The 21,855-nt window shown below is 75.4% G+C and carries 2 protein-coding genes; both read right to left on the bottom strand.

Annotated elements, in window-relative coordinates:
• Nucleotides 1-52: 52 nt before the first annotated feature.
• A complete protein-coding gene (locus tag ACFZAT_RS24575) occupies nt 53-7,594 on the bottom strand; it encodes an amino acid adenylation domain-containing protein (protein WP_391267088.1) in 7,542 nt (2,513 codons plus the stop codon).
• Nucleotides 7,591-21,855: an amino acid adenylation domain-containing protein gene (locus ACFZAT_RS24570; RefSeq protein WP_391267087.1), complete on the bottom strand. Its 14,265-nt coding sequence runs from the start codon at nt 21,853-21,855 to the stop codon at nt 7,591-7,593. Before ACFZAT_RS24570 ends, ACFZAT_RS24575 begins: the two co-directional genes overlap by 4 nt.

The raw sequence follows: 21,855 nt of genomic DNA, 5'->3' as shown, positions 1-21,855 counted from the left end.
GGGCACGGATGGTTGTATGCGAATCGCCGGGAACCTGATGGTTGGTGATCGTTCACGCTCCGGGAAGCGCTCCGGGGGCCGGCAGGAAGCCCGTGACCTGGAAGTACGTCAGATAGCGCGTCAGAACCTCGTCGGTGAGCAGTGGTTGGCGTACACCCGCCTCCGCGGCCGCCCGTGCCGTGCGCCCGGAGTCGAAGCGGCGGTGGTCCGTCCCGTGCTCGCCGGACCCGTCGTCGCCGAGGAACAACTGCGCCGCGTTGTCGGGGTGTTCGGCTACGCATGCCCGCCATTCCTCGGGCTTCACGGGGCGCAGCTCGTATCCGAGGCGGGCCGCCGCCTCGAAGACGCGGTCCAGGCCGGGCGCGTCCGGGTTGGTGTAGTGGTACGCCGGGGCCCCGGGCCGTTCGGCGGTGCTGAGGGCCACCACGGCGGCGCTGACGTAGTCCACCGGCACCCAGTCCGTCGTGCCGTGCGCCAGGTCGGGCACCGCTCCGGCCTGGAGGCAGCCCTTGATGAGCTGCCAGAGCAGGTCCCGGTCCTGGCAGGCACCGGTGGCGGTGTCGCCGCTGATCCGGCCCGGGCGGTGCACGGTCACCGGGAGGCCGCGCTCGCGGGCGAGGCCCACCAGCTGCTCGGCGACCCACTTGCTCTGCGCGTACCCGTCCGGCAGGCCGTCGGCCGGACCGGTCGGGGAGGACTCGGTGAGCGGTGCGGGGTCCGTCCCGCGCGACGGGGCGTACACGCCCGTGGTGGAGACGTAGTGCAGGCCGGGCGAGCCGGAGTCCGCGAGGAGGCGCAGCAGTTCCTCGGTGCCGGCCACGTTGGGCGCGCGCAGATCACCGTACGGGGCGGCGAAGTTGACGCGTGCCCCGTTGTGCAGCACGGGTCCCAGGCGCCGGACGAGGGCGGTCCGTTCACCGGGGTCGAGGCCGAGGCCGGGGGCCGCGAGGTCGCCGGGAACGGGGTGGATCAGGTCGGCGTACCGGGACTGCCACAGGCCGTAGTGCTCCAGGTTGGCCCGGAGCCGCTGGGCCGCGCTGTCGGGGCTCGCGGCCCGGACCAGGCAGTCGACCGGGCCGTCCGTGGCCTCGATGAGGTCGCGCAGCAGGAACGCGCCGAGGAAGCCGGAGGCACCCGTGAGCAGGGGCCGTGCGGAGGGCCGTACGGGGCGGCGCTCCCCCGGGCCCTCGCGCCCGGCGGTGCTGCTGCGCCCGGCGGTGATGTCCGACGCGAGCCGCACCTCGGCGGCGAAGTCCGGGGCCGCCGCTTCCTCCTGCTCCTCCGCTCCCGGCGCCCGGCCGAGCAGCCGGTCGACGCCCTCGACGGTGGGCGTCGCGAACAGGGCGCGCAGGGAGGGCCGCACCCCGCAGCGCTCCCCGATCCGGCGGGCCAGCGTGACGGCGAGCAGGGAGTGGCCGCCGAGCGCGAAGAAGTCGTCGGTGACGCCGACCTCCGGCACGCCGAGGGTCTGCGCGAACACCTCGCAGAGTTCCCGTTCACGGGCGGTGCCCGGGGCCCGCCCGCCGGCCGCCGCCGAGCTCTCCGGGGCGGGCAGCGCGCGCCGGTCCGTCTTGCCGTTGGGCGTCACGGGCAGGGCGTCGAGCCTCACATGGGCGGCGGGCACCATGTGTTCGGGCAGCGTCGCGGCGAGGTGGGCGCGCAGTTCGGCCCAGCCGGGGGCGGGCCCGTCGGCGGCGGGCACGGTGTAGGCGACGAGGCGCCGGTCGCCGGGGCGGTCCTCGCGCACGGCGACGCAGGCGGCGGCGACCCGGGGGTGCGAGCCGAGCGCGGCCTCGATCTCGCCGAGTTCGATGCGGAAGCCGCGCAGCTTGACCTGGTCGTCCACGCGGGAGACGTAGAGCAGGCGCCCGTCCGGTGTCCACCGCACCAGGTCGCCGGTGCGGTACATCCGGCCGCCCGCGCGGTCGAAGGGGTCGGCGACGAAGCGGGTGGCGGTGAGGCCGGCCCGGCCGTGGTAGCCGCGTGCGACGCCCTCGCCGGCCACGTACAGCTCACCGGTGACACCGGGCGGCACGGGGACCAGCCGGTCGTCCAGGACGTAGACGCGGGTGCCGTCGACGGGGGCGCCGATGGGGACGGTGCGGTCGGGGGCGAGGGGTCCTTCCGCGTGCTGGAAAGTGCTCATGGTGGCGCAGACGGTGGTCTCCGTCGGGCCGTAGGCGTTGACCAGGAAGCGGCCCCCGGCCCAGGCGTGGACGAGCGCGGGCGGGCACGCCTCCCCGGCGAGCACCATGGTGAGCCCGGCGGGCAGGGAGTCCGGGGGCATCACGGCGAGGGCGGCGGGCGGAATGGTGAGGTGGGTGACGCCCCGGTCGCGGACCAGCCCGGCGAGGGCCGGTCCCGGCAGCAGGGCGTCGCGGGTGTCGATCTCCAGGCAGGCGCCGGTGAGCAGCCCCATGCACAGCTCCCAGAACGCGGCGTCGAAGCTGACCGACGCCATGTGCAGCACCCGGCTGCCCGGTCCGACCCGCAGCCGCTCGCTCTGCGTCCTGGCCATGGCGCGCACGCCCCGGTGCGTGACGACGACGCCCTTGGGGCGGCCGGTGGACCCCGAGGTGTAGATGACGTACGCCGGGTTGGCCGGGTCGACGCGGACCGGAGGGGCTGTCGCGTCGCTCGCGCCGAGGTCGTCGGTGCAGAGGTGCGGCACCGGGTGCCCGGGCAGGCGGCGGTGGAGCTCCGGGGTGGTGAGGAGCAGGCGGGGGCGCGCGTCGTCCAGCATGTACGACAGGCGCTGGGCCGGGTAGTCCGGGTCCAGCGGCAGATAGGCGGCGCCCGCCTTGAGGACGGCGAGGAGGGCCACGACGAGCTCGGACGTCCGGGGCAGCGCGACGGCCACCCGGTCCTCGGGGCCCACTCCGCGCTCGGTGAGGTGGCGGGCCAGGGCGCCCGCGCGGGCGTCGAGTTCGCCGTAGGTGAGGGTGGTGTGCGCGTCGCGGACGGCCGGGGCGGCGGGGGTGCGCCGGGCCCACTCCTCGAAGAGCGCGGGGACCGTCGTGGCGGGCCGGTCGTCGGCGGGCCCGGTGCCGAGGGCGGTGAGGCGGCCGTGCTCGGCGGGGGTGAGCAGGTCGTACGTGTGCAGGGGGCGGTCCGGGTCGGCGGTGACGGCGCCGAGGAGCCGGACGAGCCGGTCGGCGAGGCCCTGGACGGTGGGCTCGTCGAAGAGTTCGGTGGCGTAGTCGACGGTGCCCCGCATCCCGTCGAGCGCGCCGGTTTCGTCGTAGGTCTCGGTGAGGGCGAACGACAGGTCGAACTTGCTGACCTCCGCCTCGGCGGGCACGCCGGTGACGGTGAGGCCGGGCAGGTCGAGGGCGGCGGACGTCTGGTTCTGGAGGACGAGCATGGTCTGGAAGAGCGGGTGGTGGCTCTGGGCACGTGCCGGGTTGAGGAGTTCGACCAGCCGCTCGAAGGGTACGTCCTGGTGGGAGTAGGCGGCGAGGTCGAATGCGCGGACGCGGCCGAGGAGTTCGCGGAAGGTGGGGTCGCCGCTCAGATCGGTGCGCAGGACGAGGGTGTTGACGAAGAAGCCGACGAGACCGTTCGCCGCTTCGTCGGTGCGTCCCGCGACGGCCGTGCCCAGGGGGATGTCCTCGCCGCCGCCGTGCCGGGACAGGACGGTCGCCAGGGCGGCCTGGAGGACCATGAAGGCGCTGGAGCCGCAGGTGCGGGCGAGCTCCGTGACATGGCGGGCGGTGGCCCGGTCCACGGTGAAGCCGAGGGTGGCGCCGGTGTGCCGGGAGGTGGCGGGGCGCGGCCGGTCCCAGGGCAGTTCGATCGCCTCGGGCAGCCCCTCCAGCGCGTGCCGCCAGTGGGAGAGCTGCCGGCAGACGAGGCTGTCGGGGTCCTTCTCGTCGCCGAGCAGGTCGCGCTGCCAGAGGGTGTGGTCCGCGTAGTCGACGGGCAGCGGGGCCCAGTTGGGCGCCTCGCCCCGGGCGCGGGCGCGGTAGGCGAGGCCGAGGTCGTGGGCGAGTGGCGCCAGCGAGGTGCCGTCGGCCGCGATGTGGTGGACGACGAGCACGAGGAGGTGGGCGTCGGGCGCCAGGCGGAGCAGGGTCGCCCGCAGCGGCAGGCTGCGCTCGATGTCGATGGCCTCGGCGGTGGCGGCCGCGACGCGGTGGCGCAGCTTCGCCTCCTCGACGCTCTCCATCGCGAAGGGGATGACGACGTCGCCGGGTGCGGTGATGTGCTGGCACGGCCCGTCCTCCCCCTCGGGGAAGACGGTGCGCAGCGCGGTGTGCCGTGTGATGACATCGGCGACTGCGCTGCACAGGGCGTCGGCGTCGAGCGGTCCGTCGATGCGCACGGCGAGCGGGATGTTGTACGTGGCGGAGGGCCCGTCGAGCCGGTGCAGGAACCAGAGCCGCTGCTGGGCGTAAGACAGCGGGAGTTCGGCGGGGCGCTGCTGCGGGACGAGGGCGGGGCGGGTGCCGCCCTCGGCGCCTTCCAGGGCGGCGGCGAGCGTGGCGACGGTGGGGTGCTCGAACAGCGTGCGGATGTCGGTCTCGGTGTGCAGGGCGGTGCGGATGCGGCCGACGAGGCGGGTGGCGAGCAGCGAGTGGCCGCCCAGGGCGAAGAAGCTGTCGTCGGTGCCGACCCGGTCCACGCCGAGCACATCCGCGAACAGCCCGGCCAGGATCTCCTCCATGGCGCTGCGCGGTGCCCGCCCGGCCGCCGTGCGGGGTGCGGTGGGCGCGGGCAGGGCGGCCCGGTCGATCTTGCCGTTGGGCGTCAGCGGCAGGACGTCCAGCGGCTGGATGACGGCCGGGACCATGTACGCGGGCAACAGCCGGCCGACGTGGGCGGCGAGCAGTCCGGGGTCGGGCGTCTCACCGGGCGCGAGGACGACGTAGGCGGTGAGGGTGCGGTCGCCGGGCAGGTCCTCGCGTACGAGGACGCAGGCGGCGCGTACCGCGGGGTGGTCGCGCAGGACCGTTTCGATCTCGGCGGGTTCGATGCGGTGGCCGCGCAGCTTGATCTGCTGGTCGGCCCGGGCGACGTAGCGCACGGTGCCGTCGGCGTCCTGGCGCACCAGGTCTCCGGTGCGGTACATGCGGGCCCCGTCGCCCGCGAAGGGGTCGGCGACGAAGCGGGTCGCGGTGAGGGCGGCCCGGCCGAGGTAGCCGCGGGCGACGCCGGGGCCCGCGAGGTACAGCTCGCCCTCGGCGCCGGACGGCACGGGGCTCAGGGCGGCGTCCAGGACGTAGGCGCGCATGCCGTCGAGCGGGTGGCCGATGGGCGGGGCGCCGCCCGGGGTGTGGTCGGGGCCGACGTGGTGGGCGGTGGCGAAGGTGGTGGTCTCGGTGGGGCCGTACACGTGCAGCACGGTCGTCCCGGGGTGGGCTGCGGCGATGCGCTGCATGACCCCGGGCGCGGCGGCCTCGCCCCCGGCGGCGACCAGGCGCAGTTGTCCGAGGGAGCCGGGGTCGGTCTCGGCCAGGACGTTGAACAGGGCCGTCGTCAGGAAGGCGGCCGTGACGCCGTGCCGGGCCACCAGGTCCCGCAGGGTGTCGGGCTGGAGCGGGCCCTCCGGTGCGACGACGACGCTCCCGCCGCGCAGGAGCGGGGCCCAGAGCTCGAAGGTCGAGGCGTCGAAGACGTACGCGGAGTGCAGCAGGACGGCGTCGGCGGCGCCGCCGTCCCAGCCGTGGTGGGCGGCCAGCGCGGCGATGTCCCCGTGGCTGACGCCGACGCCCTTGGGCAGTCCGGTGGACCCGGAGGTGAACATGACGTACGCGAGCCGGTCGCCGCCCGGTGCGGCGGGGAGCGGGCCGGTGACGGCCGGGCCGCCGGTGAGGACGCGGCCGGCCCGGTCGACGGTCAGGAGGGCGGTGTCCGGGCCGAGTTGGCGGACCCAGGGCAGCGAGGCGGTGGTCTCGTCCACGACGAGGACGCGCAGTGGGACGACGTCGGTGACCCGGTTGAGGCGTTCGGTGGGCCAGCGGGGGTCGAGCGGCACATAGGCCCCGCCCGCGCGCAGGGTGGCCAGCGAGGCGGTGACGGTGGCGGCGGAGCGGGCGACGAGGATGCCGACGCCGTCCTCGGCCCCGGTCCCGAGGCCGGTCAGGGCGGCGGCGAGCAGGTCCGCGAGGCCGGTGAGCTGCGCGTACGTCAGCTGTTCGCCGGCGCCGGAGACGGCCACCGCGTCCGGCTGCCGGGCGGCCCGTTCGGCGACGGCCGCCGGGATGCTCAGGGCCGTGGTGCCGTCGGGGAGCGCGGCGCCGGTCCCCCGGGCGATCCGCTCCTCGCGTTCGCCGTCGAGCAGGAAGGGCGCGGTGTCGGCGCGCCGGCCGAGGTCCTGGGCCATGGCCGTCAGGAGCCGCCGCATGCGCGAGACGGTCCGGGCCACCTCCTGGCGGTCGAGCACGGCGGCCCGGTAGCCGAAGGTGATCCGCAGGCGGTCGCCGGGGGCGACGGTGAGGGTGAGCGGGTAGTGGGCGGCGTCGGTGCCGCTGAAGCCGGTGACGGCGAGGCCGGGCAGTCCGCGCTGGGCGGTGCGCAGGGCCTCGGCGTCCATCGGGTAGTTCTCGAACACGACGAGGGTGTCGAAGAGTTCGTCCAGTCCGGTGACGCCCCGGATGTCGCTGAGGCCCACGTGCTGGCTGTCGAGGAGCCGGCCCTGCTCGGCCTGGAGCCGGGTCAGGAACTCCGCCAGGCTCTCGCCGGTCACCGGTTCGGTGCGCACGGGCACGGTGTTGATGAACAGGCCGACCATGGACTCGACGCCGGGGAGCTCCGGCGGGCGCCCGGACACGGTGGTGCCGAACACCACGTCGGACCGCCCGGTGAGGTGGCCGAGCAGCAGGCCCCAGGCGCCCTGGACCAGGGTGTTGAGGGTGAGGCGGTGGGCGCGGGCCGTCTCGCGCAGCCGGTGCGTTACGGCCGCGTCCAGGTCGAGGACGAGTGTCTCGGGCAGTTCGGCGGCGCCGTCCGGGCCGTCCCGCTCCGCGAGGAGGGTCGGCGCCTCGATGCCGGCGAGCGCGGCGGACCAGGTGTCGAGGGCGGCGGCGCGGTCCTGCTGGGAGAGCCAGACGAGGTAGGCGCGGTACGGGGCGACGCGCGGCAGTGCGCTGTCGTCGCCGCCGGCCGCGTACAGCTCGAAGAGCTCCCGTACGAGCAGGGGCAGCGACCAGCCGTCGAACAGGATGTGATGGCTCGTCATGACCAGGCGGTGCCGGTCCGGCGCGGTCCGTACGAGGGTGAACCGCATCAGGGGCGGTGTGGCCAGGTCGAAGCGGCGGGTGCGGTCGGCGGCGAGGAAGGCGGTGAGCCGGTCCGGCACCTCGTCGGCACCGGTCAGGTCCAGTTCCTCCAGCGGTACGGGGACCTCGGCGGCGACCGCCTGCACGGGTTCGTCCAGGTCCTCGTGGAGGAACCCGACGCGCAGGTTGGCGTGGCGGCGGAGCAGGCCGGCGACGGCGGCGCGCAGGGTCGCGACGTCGACGGGTCCTTCGAGGTCGAAGACGAACTGCGCGGTGTAGACGTCCACGGCGTGCGAGTCGTACAGGGCGTGGAAGTACATCCCGGCCTGCAGCGGCGTCAGCGGGAGTACGTCCTCCAGTTGGAACCCGTTCACTTGCGTCCACCCCACTTGTTCTGCAGTCGGTCGATCTGGGCCTGGTTGAGCGAGACCAGGGGAAGGTCGGACGGCGTGTAGCCGCCTGCTCCGGGCTGTTCGGCGTGTTCCGCGACGGCGCGAAGGGCGCGGTTGAACGCCTCGGCGAGTGCGCCCACGTCCTCCTCCTTCAGCAGGTCGCTGGGCCAGGTCCAGCGGGCCACCAGGCGCGGGCCTTCCGGCAGGTCCTCGGTGTGCGCGTTGATGTCGAGGACGTGGTGCACGGGCATGTCCGGGTCCTGGCTGCGGGGTCCGCCGGCGTCGAGCAGGACCTCCCAGTCGCCGGCCGCCGCCTGGCCCGGGGCCGCGTACCGTCCCAGGTAGTTGAAGCCGATCTGGGGTGCGGCGGCGGCCAGGCGCGGGCCGGTGGCGGGGTTGAGGTGGCGCAGCATGCCGTGGCCGACGCCGTGGTCGGGGACGGCGCGCAGTTGCTCCTTGACGCGCTTCACTGCACGCTCAACGAGCGAGGCGCCGAAGCGTGCCGGGTCGCGGACGTCCAGCGGGCCGGGGTCGACCCGGACGGGGTGGAGGCTGGTGAACCAGCCGACCGTGCGCGACAGGTCGATGTGGTCCGCGATCTGTTCCCTGCCGTGGCTCTCCAGGTCCAGGAGCACGCCGGTGTCCGGACGGCTCCGCCAGGCGTTGACGGCGAGGGCGAGCGCGGTGAGCAGGATGTCGTCGACTCCGGCGTGGAACGCGCCGGGGACGGTGGTGAGGAGGGGCTTCGTCCAGGTGGCGGGCAGGTGGGTGGTGAGGGTCCGGGTGCCGTCGGCGGTGTCCAGGAAGGGATCCAGCGGCCGGTAGCCGAGCTGCGGGTCCGGTGTCCGCAGCGCTTCCTCCCACAGGGGGAGTTCGCGGGTGCGGGCCGGTGTGCGGGCCTGTTCGGCGAGGAGCTGCGACCAGCGCCGGTACGAGGTGGTCGCGGCGGGCAGCGCGGTTGCCGTGCCGGTGGCCACCTGCCAGGCGTGGGCGAGGTCGTCGGCGAGGATGCGCCAGGAGACCGCGTCGACGGAGAGGTGGTGCACGACGAGGAGGAGGCGTCCGCGCGCTCCGGGCCCCGCGTCGCCCCAGACGGCCTCGAAGACGGCTCCGGCGGAGGGCCGCAGGCGCCTGCGGGCCCGTTCGCCCGCGTCGGTGAGCGCTGCCCGGGCGGCGTCGGCGCCGAGTCCGGCGATGTCGATACGGGTGAAGCGGCGCCGGGCCGTGACGGCGCCGGGCGGCAGCGTTTCGAGTACGGGGTCTCCCCCGGCGGTGCGGGTGACGCGCAGGCGGAGCATGTCGTGGTGGTCGGCGAGGAGCTGGAGCGCGGCGACGAGGGTGTCCTCGCGGGCTCCGGCGGGGGTGCTCAGCACACCGGACTGGTTGTAGCCGTCGGTGGTGCCGGCGCGTTCGAGGAACCAGGCGGCGATGGGTGTCGGTTCCATGGTGCCGGTGCCGTGGCCGTCCGGTTCGCCGGTGGCGCCGTCCAGCGGTGTGGCGACGGCCGCGATGGCCTCCGGGGTGCGGTGGACGAAGACGTCCCGGGGGGTGACGGCGAGCCCGGCTGCCCGGACGCGGCTGACGAGCTGGATGGAGAGGATGCTGTCGCCGCCGAGCGCGAAGAAGTCGTCGTCGGTCCGGACGGCGGTGGTGCGCAGTACGGAGGCGTACGCCTCGCACAGGACGCGTTCGGGCGCGGTGCGCGGCTCCCGGCCCGGCCGGGTGGTGTCCGGGCGCTCCGGTTCCGGGAGGGCCGCGCGGTCCGTCTTGCCGTTGGGCAGGAGCGGCAGCGCGTCCAGGGCCACGAAGGCGGCGGGCACCATGTACGGCGGCAGGGCCGTGGTGAGCCGGGTGCGCAGTTCGGCGTCGGTGGGGCGGGCGCCCACGGTGTACGCGACGAGGCGGCGTTCGCCGGGCCGGTCCTCGCGGACGAGGGCGCAGGCGGCGGTGATGCCGTCGAGGGCGGTGAGGGCGGCCTCGATCTCGCCGGGTTCGACGCGGAAGCCGTTGAGTTTGACCTGGTCGTCGGCGCGGGCGACGTAGTGCAGGAGCCCGTCGGCGTCGCGCCGGACGAGGTCGCCCGTGCGGTACATGCGGCTGCCGGCCGGGCCGAAGGGGTCGGCGACGAAGCGGGTGGCGGTGAGCCCGGGGCGGCCGAGGTAGCCGCGGGCGAGGCCGTCTCCCGCGAGGTGGAGTTCGCCGGTGACACCCGCCGGTACGGGCTGGAGCGCGGCGTCCAGGACGTAGGCGCGGGTGTTGTCGACGGGGCGGCCGAGCGGGATGCCGCCGTCCTCGCCCGCGTCCTCGGGGCGGACGTGGTGGGCGGTGGCGTCGATGGTGGTCTCGGTCGGGCCGTAGAGGTTGTGCACCTCGGCGCCCCAGGCCCGGCCGGCCCGGGCCGCCAGGGCGCGGGTCAGGGGCTCGCCGCCGCAGGCGACGGCCCGCAGCGCCGGGGGCGCCGCCTCGGCCCCGGTCTCGGTGAGCAGGAGCGCGAGGTGGGAGGGCACGAACTGGGCGAGGGTGACGCCCTCGTCGCGCATCCGGGCCAGCAGCCCGGCCGGGTCGTGGTTGAGCGCGGCCGGTACGGGGCAGGTGGCGCCGCCGTGCAGCAGGGGCAGCCAGGTCTCCCAGACCGAGGCGTCGAAGCTGGGTGAGGTGCGGGCGAGGACGCGGTCGTCGTCGGTGAGGGTGAGGTGGGCGGCCATCCAGGCCATGTGGTTGGTGAGCGCCCCATGGGTGACGACGACGCCCTTGGGGCGGCCGGTGGAGCCGGAGGTGTAGATGACGTAAGCGGCGTCGTCCGGGCCCGGCGCGGCGGCGGCCGGTGGCGCCCCGCGTCCGGCCGGCCAGGCGGACCGGTCGCCGAGCGCGAGGCGGGGCAAGGCCGTGAACCGGGCGGCCCGCGCCGCGTCGTGGACGAGGAACAGGGCCGGGCGGGCGTCGTCGAGCATGTGGGTGACGCGGGCCTCGGGATAGTCCAGGTCGACGGGCAGGCAGGCGGCCCCGGCCTTGGCGACGGCGAGCATCGCGACGACCCGGTCGGCGGTGCCTTCGGCGGCCAGGGCGACGAGGTCGCCGCGGCCGATGCCCCGGTCGTGGAGGTGGTGGGCCAGGTCGTCGGAGCGGGCGTCGAGGTCGGCGAAGGTGAGCTGCTGGGAGCCGGCCCGGACCGCGATCCGTCCGGGGGTCCGGGCGGCCTGGGCGCGGAACGCCTCGGGGGCGGTCCTGGCGTGGACCGGGCGGACGGGCCCCGGGGTGGCCCGGTCCAGCGCGGCGCGCTCGGCGGCGTCCAGGAACGCGGCGGTGCGGACGCGCCCTTCGGGGTCGGCGGCGAGCGAGGCGAGCAGGCGGGTCAGGCGCGCGGCGAGGGCGTGCGCGGTGGCGGGGTCGAACAGGTCGGTGGAGAACTCCAGGTTCCCGTCGAGCCCGGTGGGCCGGCCCGCCCCGTCGCGGGTCTCCGTGAAGGTGAACGTGAGGTCGAACTTGCTGATCCCGGTCCGCACGGGCTGCTCGGTCACGGTGAGGCCGTCCAGGCCGAGAGCGGTGTCCGCCTGGTTCTGAAGGACGATCATGGTCTGGAAGAGCGGGTGGTGGTCCTGCGCCCGGGCCGGGGCGAGGGCGTCCACCAGCCGTTCGAACGGCAGGTCCTGGTGGGCGTAGGCGGCCAGGTCGAACGCCCGGACCCGGTCGAGCACTTCGGTGAAGGTGGGGTCGCCGGTGAGGTCGGTGCGCAGGACGAGGGTGTTGACGAAGAAGCCCACCAGATCGTCCAGGGCCTCGTCGGTGCGTCCGGCGACGGCGGTGCCGAGGGGGATGTCCTCACCCGCGCCGTGCCGGGAGAGCAGGACGGACAGGGCCGCCTGGAGCACCATGAACAGGCTGCATCCCCGGGCGCGGGCCAGCTCGGCGAGCGCCCGGTGCGTGTCCGCGTCCACGGGGAACGTGAAGGCGTCGCCCCGGTAGGTGAGGACGGCGGGGCGCGGCCGGTCCAGGGGCAGGGCGAGCAGGCCGGGGCTGCCGGCCAGCGCGGTGCGCCAGAAGTCCAGCTGCCGGGCGGCCCGGCTGTCCGCGTCGTTCTCGTCGCCGAGGAGGGTGCGCTGCCAGAGGGTGTAGTCGGCGTACTGGACGCGGAGTTCCGGCGGTTCGGGTGCCTCGCCCCGGCTGCGGCGGCGGTAGGCGTCGCCGAGGTCGCGGGCCAGCGGGGCGAGTGACCAGCCGTCGCCCGCGATGTGGTGGACGAGGAGGACGAGTACGTGGGACTCGGCGCCCAGGCCGAGCAGCCGGGCCCGCACGGGCAGGTCCGCGGTGACGTCGAAGGCGTGCGAGACCTCGGCGGCCAGCGCCTGGTCCAGGTCGTCCGGGCGGACGGCGCGGGGGGTCAGGTCCAGGTCGGCGTGGTCGGCGGCGAGGACGAGCTGACGGGGCACGCCGCCGGTCTCGGGGAAGACGGTGCGCAGGCTCTCGTGCCGTTCCACGACGTCCAGGAGGGCGCGTTCCAGGGCCGGGGCGTCGAGCGGTCCTTCCAGACGCAGCACCAGCGGCACGTTGTAGGTGGGGCTGGGGCCCTCGAACCGGTTGAGGAACCACAGGCGCTGCTGCGCGAAGGACAGCGGAAGCGGGTCGGGCCGGTGCGGGGTGCGCACCAGGGGCGGGGCGGCGGCTCCGGCACCGTCGAGTGCGGCGGCGAGCGCGGCGGGCGTGGGGTGCTCGAAGACCGCCTTGACCTGGACCTCGACGGCGAGCGCGGTCCGGATGCGGGCGACGAGCCGGGTGGCGAGCAGGGAGTGGCCGCCCAGGGCGAAGAAGTCGTCGTCGGCGCCCACGGCCGGGAGGCCGAGAACGTCGGCGACGAGCCCGCAGACGATCTCCTCGCGCGCGGTGCGGGCCGCGCGCCCCCGTGGCGCGGCGTGCTGGTCGGGCGCGGGCAGGGCGCGCCGGTCCACCTTGCCGTTGACGGTCAGCGGCAGGGCGTCGATCAGGACGAACGCGGAGGGCACCATGTAGGCGGGCAGGGACCGGCCGACGGCCTCGGCGAGGTCGGCCGGGGCGGGGCGGAGGGTCCCTGCGGGCACCACGTACGCGACGAGCCGCCGGTCCCCCGGCACGTCCTCGCGTACGACGGTGAAGGAGTCGGCGACCCCGTCGCAGCAGGCGAGGACGGACTCGATCTCGCCGGGTTCGATGCGGTAGCCGCGCAGCTTGACCTGGCTGTCGGCTCGGGAGACGTAGGCGATCTGCCCGTCCGGGGTCCACTTCACGAGGTCGCCGGTGCGGTACATGCGCCCGCCGTCCGGGTCGAACGGGTCGGCGACGAACCGGGTGGCGGTCAGGGCGGGCAGGCCGGTGTAGCCGCGGGCGACGCCGCGTCCGGCGAGGTACAGCTCACCGGTGACGCCAGCCGGGACCGGGCCCAGCGAGCCGTCGAGCACGTACAGCCGCATGCCGTCCAGGGGGCGGCCGATGGGCGGCGGGCCCGCCGGGAGGTCGGCGGCGACGTCGTAGCGGGTGGCGAAGGTGGTGGTCTCGGTGGGGCCGTAGACGTGCAGGACGCGGACACCGGGCGCGGCGCCGGCGACCCGCTGCATGGCGTCGGGCGAGGCGAGTTCGCCGCCCGCGCAGACGAGGCGGAGTCCGGCGAAGGCGCCGGGGTCGGTGTCGGCGATCACGTTGAGCAGAGCGGTCGTCAGGAACACTGCGGTGACGCCCTGTTCGAGGACGGCGTCGCGGAGGGTCCCGGCCTCCAGGACGCCTTCGGGTGCGACCACGACCGTGCCGCCGCGCAGGAGCGGCGCCCACATCTCGAAGGTGGACGCGTCGAAGACGTACGCCGAGTGCATGAGGACCGCGTCGGCCGCGCCGCCGTGCCAGGCGGAGTCCTCGGCCAGCGCCGCCACGTCGGCGTGGCTGACCCCGACGCCCTTGGGCAGTCCGGTCGAGCCGGAGGTGAACATGACGTACGCGAGCGCGTCCGGGCCGGGCACGGCGGCGGGCCTGCCGGGTGCCGGGGGCGCGCCGCGCAGGACGTGTCCGGTGCGGTCCACGACGAGGACCGGGATGCGGCGGGCGGTCTCGGTCACCCAGGCGGACGCGGCGGCCTGCTCGTCCACGACGAGGACCCGTACGTCCGCCACGTCGGCGACCTGGTCGAGCCGTTCCCGGGGCCAGCGCGCGTCCATCGGCACGTACGCGGCGGCGGCGCGCACCGCGCCGAGCGATGCGGAGACGACGGCCGGCGACCGGGAGAGCAGCACGCCGACACCGGTCTCCGGGCCCGCGCCGAGACCGGCGAGAGCGCGGGCCAGCCCGGCGGAGACGGTGTCGAGGGCGGTGTACGTGAGGGTGGTGCCGTCGCCGGTCACGGCCACGGCGTCCGGGGTGCGGCGGGCCTGCGCGGCGAAGAGCGCGGGCAGGGTGGTGTCCGGTGCGGGGGCGGGCAGTTCGCGGCCGGTGCCCCGGTGGGCGGTGCGGGTCCGTTCGTCCGGGGTCAGCAGGTCGTAGTCCGCGAGGGGCAGGGCGGGGTCGGCCGCCACCTGTTCCAGGAGCCGCAGCAAGCGTGCCGCCAGGGCCTCGACGGTGGCGTGGTCGAAGAGGGCGGCGGCGTACTCGATCCCGGCGGTGAGTCCGCCCGCGCCCCGCTCCTCGCCGAAGGCGAAGGTCAGGTCGAATTTGCTCAGGCCGTTGTGGACGAGCCGGTCCTCGACGTCGAGTCCCGGCAGTTCGGGGCGTACGGCGTCCTGGTTCTGGAGGACCAGCATGGTCTGGAACAGCGGGTGGTGGTTGCGGGCCCTGACCGGGTTGACGCTCTCGACCAGCCGCTCGAACGGCACGTCCTGGTGCGCGTAGGCCGCGAGGTCGAACTCCCGTACGCGTTCCAGGAGTTCATGGAAGGTGGGCGCGCCGGACAGGTCGGTGCGCAGGACGAGGGTGTTGACGAAGAACCCGACCAGGTCTTCCAGCGCCTCGTCGGTGCGGCCCGCGACGGGTGTGCCGAGGGGGATGTCGTCGCCCGCGCCGTGCCGGTGCAGCAGCGTGGCGACGGCCCCCTGGAGCACCATGAACAGCGTGGTGCCCGATTCCCTGGCGACGCGCAGGAGTGCGGCGTGCAGGGCGGGCGGTACGTCGAAGGAGTGCACGCCTCCCGAGGGGTCGGTGGTGACCGGGCGCGGGCGGTCAAGCGGCAGGTCGATGAGCCCGGGCAGTCCGGCGAGCGCGGTGTGCCAGTGGTCCAGCTGTTCGCGCAGCACACTGCCTGGGGCGTCCGGGGCGCCCAGGACGGTCTGCTGCCACAGGGTGTAGTCCGCGTACTGGATTCCGCCGCCGGGCTCGGGCTCCCGGCCGGCGAGGCGGGCCCGGTAGGCGTCGCCCAGGTGGCGGGCGAGCGGGGCGAGCGACCAGCCGTCGCCCGCGATGTGGTGCAGGACCAGCACGAGGACGTGCCGGCCGGGCGCGGTGCGCAGCAGCCTGGCCCTGAGCGGCGGATCGCCGGCCACGTCGATCGGCTCGTCCACGGCGGCCGCGACGGCCGCGTCCAGCCAGGCCGGGGCGGTGCTCTCGACGGGCAGCCGGGGCGCGACGGCATCGGCGGGCAGCACCAACTGGTACGGCACTCCGTCCCGTTCGGGGAAGACCGTGCGCAGCGCCTCGTGCCGCTCCACGACGTCCCGGAGTGCGGCGCGCAGGGCGTCGGTGTCCAGCGGCCCGTCGATGTCGAGGACCAGCGGGATGTGGTACGAGGAGCTGGGGCCTTCGAGCCGGTTCAGGAACCAGAGCCGTTGCTGCGCGTACGACAGGGGCAGCGGATCGGGCCGCTCGGCCACGGACAGTACCGGCGGGCGGGAGTGCCCCCGGGTGTCCAGGGCCCGGGCGAGCCCGGTGACGGTCGGGTGCTCGAACAGGGTGCGTACGGCGAGGTCGGCGCCGAGGACCGTGCGGACCCGGCTGACGACGCGCATCGCGAGGAGCGAGTGCCCGCCCAGGTCGAAGAAGCTGTCGTGCGGTCCGACAGCGGGGCGGCCCAGCACCTCGGCGAAGATGCCGGCGAGCAGGTCCTCGCGGGGGCCGAGCACGCCGGCGCCGTCCCCCGCCTCCTCCTCCGGCCGGGGCAGGGCGCGCCGGTCCGTCTTGCCGTTGGGCAGAAGCGGCAGGTCGTCCAGGACGACGACCGCGGCGGGCACCATGTAGTGCGGAAGCGCCTCCGCGAGGGCGTCGCGCAGGGCGGCCGGGCGGGGGCCCCGGTCCGTGGTGACGGCGTAGGCGACGAGCCGGCGCTCCCCCGGCGCGTCCTCGCGGATCACCGCGCAGGCAGCGGTGACCCCGGGGCGGGCGAGCAGGGCGGCCTCGATCTCGCCGGGTTCGATGCGGAAGCCCCGCAGCTTGACCTGGTCGTCGGCGCGGGACACGTGGTCGAGCAGCCCGGCCGCGTTCCACCGGACCAGGTCGCCGGTCCGGTACATGCGGGCGCCGGTGCCGCCGAAGGGGTCGGCGACGAAGCGGGCGGCGGTCAGCGCGGGCCGGTCCAGGTAGCCGCGGGCGAGGTTGGGGCCCGACAGGTAGAGCTCACCGGTGACCCCGGGCGGCACGGGCCGCAGCCGGTGGTCCAGGACGTAGGCGCGCATGGTGTCGACGGGCCGGCCGATCGGCACCGTCTCGTACGGGGTGTCCGGCGCGGCGGGGACGCGGTGGGCGGTCGCGTCGATGGTGGCCTCGGTCGGCCCGTAGAGGTTGTGCACCTCCGCACGCCACAGCGCGGCCGTCTCCTCGGCGAGGGCGCGCGGCAGGGGCTCGCCGCCGCACAGCACGGCGCGCAGACCGGGCAGGGGTGCGGCGTGGCCCGCCTCGGACAGGACGAGGGTGAGGTGGGAGGGCACGAACTGGGCGACGGTGACGCCGAATCGGCTCATCCAGGAGACCAGCGCGTCCGGCTCCGTATTGGCTCCGGACGGCAGCACGCACACCTCGGCGCCGTACATCAGGGGCAGCCACACCTCCCACACGGAGGCGTCGAAGCTGGCGGACGTCCTCGCGAGGACCCGGTCGTGCCGGCCGATCGTCAGATGCCGCGCCATCCAGGCCATGTGGTTGGCAAGCGCGCCATGGGTGACGACCACTCCCTTGGGACGGCCGGTTGACCCGGAGGTGTGGATGACGTACGCGGGATCCGCCGGGTGCGGTGTGTACGGGGGCGGGGTCGCGGGCTGATACGGGGCGTCGACGGCGAGCCGGGGGATGTCGCCGGTGGGCACGTCCCCGGCGGTGAGGACGAGGACGGGACGGGCGTCGTCCAGCATGTGCCGGATGCGGGCGTGCGGGTAGGCCGGGTCGACCGGCAGGTACGCGGCACCGGACCGCAGCACGGCCAGCATCGCGACGACGGTGTGCACGGAGGGCGGCGCGGCGATGGCGACCCGAGTCTCCCGGCCCGCACCGCGCTCACGCAGCGCCTGGGCGAGGGCGTCGGCCCGGGCGTCCAGTCCGGCATAGGTGAGGTGGGTGTGCGCGTCGCGCACGGCGACGGCTTCCGGCGTACGCAGGGCCTGTTCCCGGACCGCTTCGGGAGCGGTGAGCACCGGCAGGGGCCGGAGTTCACCGCGTCCCCGGGCGAGGAGGTCGTCCCGCTCGGCCGGGGTGAGGGGGTCCAGGTCGCCGATGGGGCGGCCGGGGTCGGTGACGGCCTGGGTGAGGACGCGGGCGAAGCGGGCGCAGAGGGCGCGGGCGGTGGCGCCGTCGAAGAGGTCGGTGGCGTACTCCAGATAGCCGCCGATGCCCCCGGGGTCCTCCGGCCCCTCATCCGCTTCGGTCAGCGAGAACGTGAGGTCGAATTTGCTGCCCCCCTGGTGGCGGGACCGGTCGCGGACGGTGATGCCGGGCAGTTCCGGTTCGGCCCGGTCCTGGTTCTGGAGGACCAGCATCGTCTGGAAGAGGGGGTGGTGGTCGCCGGACCGCTCCGGGTTGACGGCCTCCACGATCCGTTCGAAGGGCAGGTCGCTGTGGCCGAAGGCGGCGATGTCGGACTGCTTCACTCGGTCGAGGAGTTCGCGGAACGTCGGCCCGCCGGAGAGGTCGGTGCGCAGGACGACGGTGTTGACGAAAAAGCCGACCAGCTCGTCGAGGACCTCGTCGGTGCGTCCGGCCACCGCGGTGCCCAGCGGGATGTCGTCGCCCGCGCCATGGGCGCCGAGCGTCACGGCGAGGGCCGCCTGGAGCACCATGAACGGTGTGCACCCGGCGGTGCGGGCGAGCCGGACGAGGGCGGCGTGCGCCGGGGCGGGCAGGTCGAAGGGGACGGACGCGCCCCGGTGGCTGGGCACGGCGGGGCGCGGCCGGTCGAGGGGCAGCGCGAGCAGGCCGGGGGCGCCGCGCAGCGCCTCCTGCCAGAAGGCGGTCTGCCGGGCGGCGAGGCTGTCCGGATCGCTGTCGTCGCCGAGCAGTTGGTGCTGCCAGAGGGTGTAGTCGGCGTACTGCACGCGCAGCGGCGCCCAGTCGGGGCTGTCATTGCCCTCGGTCCTGGCCAGGTAGGCGGCGGAGAGGTCGCGGCACAGCGGTGCGAGGGACCAGCCGTCGGCGACGATGTGGTGCAGGACGAGGACCAGGAGGTGCCGGGCGGGCCCGTGCCGGAGCAGATGGGCACGGAGGGCGGGGTCGCGGCCCAGGTCGAAGGGTGTGGTGCTCAGCCGGCGTACCGTCTCCGCCTCCCAGGCGTCCGCTTCCCCGCCCGCCGGGGGCTGTTCGACGGTGAGGGGGACGAGGGCGGCGGCGGCCTCCGCCGCGATGACCAGCTGGCGGGGGACGCCGTCGCGCTCGGTGAACGTGGTGCGCAGGCTCTCGTGCCGGACGGCCACGTCGGCCAGGGCGCCGCGCAGCGCCTCGGTGTCCAGGGGGCCGTCCAGCTCCAGGACGAGCGGCACGTTGTAGGTGTCGCCAAGCGCCTCGGACCGGTTGAGGAACCAGAGGCGCTGCTGCGCGAAGGACAGCGGCAGCTCCTCGGGCCGGGTCTGTGGTACGAGGACGGGGCGGGCGGCGCCCGCGGTGTCCAGGGCGGCGGCCAGGGCGGCGACCGTGGGGTGGTCGAAGAGCGTGGCCAGGGCGAGTTCGACGCCGAGGGCGGCCCTGACCCGGCCGGTGAGCCGGGTGGCGAGCAGCGAGTGGCCGCCGAGGGCGAAGAAGCTGTCGTCCACCCCGACCGCGTCCACGCCCAGGACGTCGGCGAAGAGCCCGGCGAGCACTTCCTCGTACGCGGTGCGCGGCGCCCGGCCGGTGCCGGTGGCCGTCCGGGGCGCGGGAAGCGCGCGGCGGTCGACCTTGCCGTTCGGGTTGAGGGGCAGGGCGTCCAGGACGACGAAGGCCGACGGCACCATGTACGCGGGCAGCGTGCGCCCGACGCGGCGGGCCAGTGCGGCGGTGTCCGTGGGGGCTCCGGGTGCGGGCACCACGTAGGCGACGAGCCGGCGGTCGCCCGGGGTGTCCTCGCGGACGACGACGCAGGCGCCGCGCACGTCCGGGTCGGTGAGCAGGGCGTGCTCGGTCTCGGCCGGTTCGATGCGGAAGCCGCGCAGTTTGACCTGGCCGTCGGCGCGCCCGACGTACTCGATGTCGCCCGCGGCGGTCCAGCGCACGAGGTCGCCGGTGCGGTACATCCGGCTGCCGGGCCCCCCGTACGGGTCGGCGACGAAGCGGGTGGCGGTGAGTGCGGGGCGGCCCTGGTAGCCCCGGGCGACGCCGTGCCCGCTGACGTACAGCTCCCCCACCACGCCGGGCGGCACCAGGGCCAGGGTGCCGTCGAGGACGTACAGGCCCATGCCGTCCAGCGGGCGTCCGATGGCCGGCACTCCGGGTGTTTCGGCGGTGACGGGGTGGCGGGTGGCGAAGGTGGTGGTCTCGGTGGGGCCGTACACGTGCAGGACGCGTGTGCGGGGCGAGGCGGCGGCCACCCGTTGCATGAGGTCGGGGGTCGCGGCCTCGCCGCCGGCGGCGACCACGCGGAGCCCGGCGAAGACCGCCGGGTCCGCCTCGGCCATCACGTTGAACAGGGCGGTCGTGAGGAACAGCGCGGTGGCGCCGTGCCGTTCCACCGCCTCGCGGACGGTGCGCGCCTCCAGGACGCCGCCCGGGGCGACGACCACCCGGCCACCGTTCAGGAGCGGCACCCAGAGCTCGAAGGTGGAGGCGTCGAAGACGTACGCGGAGTGCATGAGGACCGCGTCGGACACTCCGTCGGTCCAGGTGCTGTCGGCGGCGAGGGCCAGCACGTCGGCATGGGTGACGCCGACACCCTTGGGCAGGCCGGTGGAGCCGGAGGTGAACATGACGTACGCGAGCCGGTCGGGTCTGCTGATGCGGGGCAGCGGTCCGTGCCGTTCCGGCGCACCGTCGATCACCCGGCCGCACCCGTCCACCACGAGGAGCGGCAGATGCGCGGCCGCCTCGCGGACCCAGGGTTCGCGGGCGGTCCTCTCGTCGGCGATCAGGGCGCGGACACGGGCGGACTCGGCGACGCGGCCCAGCCGTTCGGCGGGCCAGGACGCGTCCATCGGGACGTAGGCGGCGCCCGCGGCGACGGTCGCGAGGGTGGCGGCGGGCACGGCGGCCGAGCGTCCCAGGAGCACCCCGACGCCGTCCTCGGCGCCGATGCCCCGGCCGGTCAGCGCGCTCGCGAGACCGTCGGCCGCCCGGTCCAGCTGCCGGTACGAGAGGGTGCGCTCCCCGTCCACGACGGCCGGGGCGTCCGGGGTCCGGCGCGCCTGGTCCCGGAACGCCTCCGGCAGGGTCCGCGCGAGGGCCTTCCCGGGCAGGTCCGCGCCGAGCCCCTGGGCGCGCAGGGCGGGCGCGGTGGCTTCGTCCACGAGCGGTAGGTCGCGCAGGGGCAGTCCGGGGTCGGCGGCGGCCAGGGCGGAGACGAAGGACACGACGGCCTGTTCGTGCAGTCGCACGTCCTCGGCGCGGTAGAGGTCGGGCCGGGCGTCGAAGCCGATCAACGGCCCCTTGCCCTCGGCCCGTTCGGAGACGAAGAGGGACACGTCGTCCACCTGGCCGACCGACAGCACCCGGGACGGTGCCGGGATTCCGGCGAAGTCCCGGTCGTAGTCGTAGCCCATGATGTTGACGACGATGCCGGTGAGGCGGGCCGCGTCGTCGCCCGTGTGCAGTTCGCGGGCGAGCTGTTCGCGCGAGAAGCGGCGGTGGCGCAGGGCGCCGCGCATCTCGGCCGCCGCCGCGCGGACGAGGTCGCCGACGGACATGGTGCCGGTGGGGGTCAGGCGCAGCGGGAGGATGTTGGCGGTCATGCCGACGATGTGCCGCAGCCCGCCGTGCCGGCCGTTGGAGGCGAGGCCCACGGTGACCTCGCGGGTGCCGGTGACCCGGGCGGTGTACGCCGCGACCGCGGCGACCAGGACGGCGCTCCAGGTGGTGCGGTGGGCGGCGGCGAGCCGGCGCAGGTCCTCGAAGACCTCGGCGGACAGCGATTCGCCGTTGTGCAGCCGGATGCCGGCTGAGCCGGTGGCGGTCGGTGTGCCGGAGCCGGCCGGCGCGGGGAGGTCGGTGCGGCGGCGGACGAGCGTCCGGCCGCCGTGCGTGTCGTCGTCCCCGGTTTCGGCAGCGGGGCCGGCGAACCTGGCGGTCCAGTAGGCGCGGTCGGCCTCGTGGCGGCCGGATTCCAGGTAGGCCGTCTCGTCCGCGACGAGTTCGCGCAGGGGCGCGGCGGGCAGCGTGGCCTCCGCGAGGTCCTCGCCCCGCACCGCGCGTCCGTAGAGGTCGGCCACGGCGCGGGTGAAGACGGCGCCGCCGAGGCCGTCGACGGCTATGTGGTGGAAGCGGACGTACCAGTAGGAGAGCCCGTCGCCGGCGCGGAGCAGGGCCATGTGGTGGCGGGGGCGGTGCAGGCTGTCGGGCGTGGCCATGTCGGTCGCGAGGTAGCGTTCGACCTCGGCGGCGGGGTCGGCGGCCCCGGACACGTCCACGATCCGGAGCCGGCGGGCGCCGGGCTCGCGGACGACGCGCTGGAGGAGGGTGTCGCCCTCCGTGACGAACTCGAGGTTGAGGCTGTCGCACAGCGCGCAGGCCCGGTCGACCGCGGCGGCGAATAGCGCCTCGTCCAGGTCGCCCCGGATCTCGAAGCATTCACCGATGTTGTATTTCGGACTGTCGGGGTCGACCAGTTGCCCGTACCAGACGCCCTGCTGGGCTGCGGTCGTCCCGAAGAACTCTTCGGGAGCGGATTCCGGGGAGACAGAGCCGTTTTCGCGCAT

Origin of the sequence: Streptomyces sp. NPDC008163, from assembly GCF_042956885.1 — a bacterium.
GTDB classification, from domain to species: domain Bacteria; phylum Actinomycetota; class Actinomycetes; order Streptomycetales; family Streptomycetaceae; genus Streptomyces; species Streptomyces drozdowiczii_A.
This window is presented reverse-complemented; position numbering and strand designations above follow the sequence as displayed.

Excerpts from the sequence above, each read along its gene's own strand:
- ACFZAT_RS24570 (WP_391267087.1), bottom strand. The coding sequence starts at position 21,855 with ATGCGCGAAAACGGCTCTGTCTCCCCGGAATCCGCTCCCGAAGAGTTC.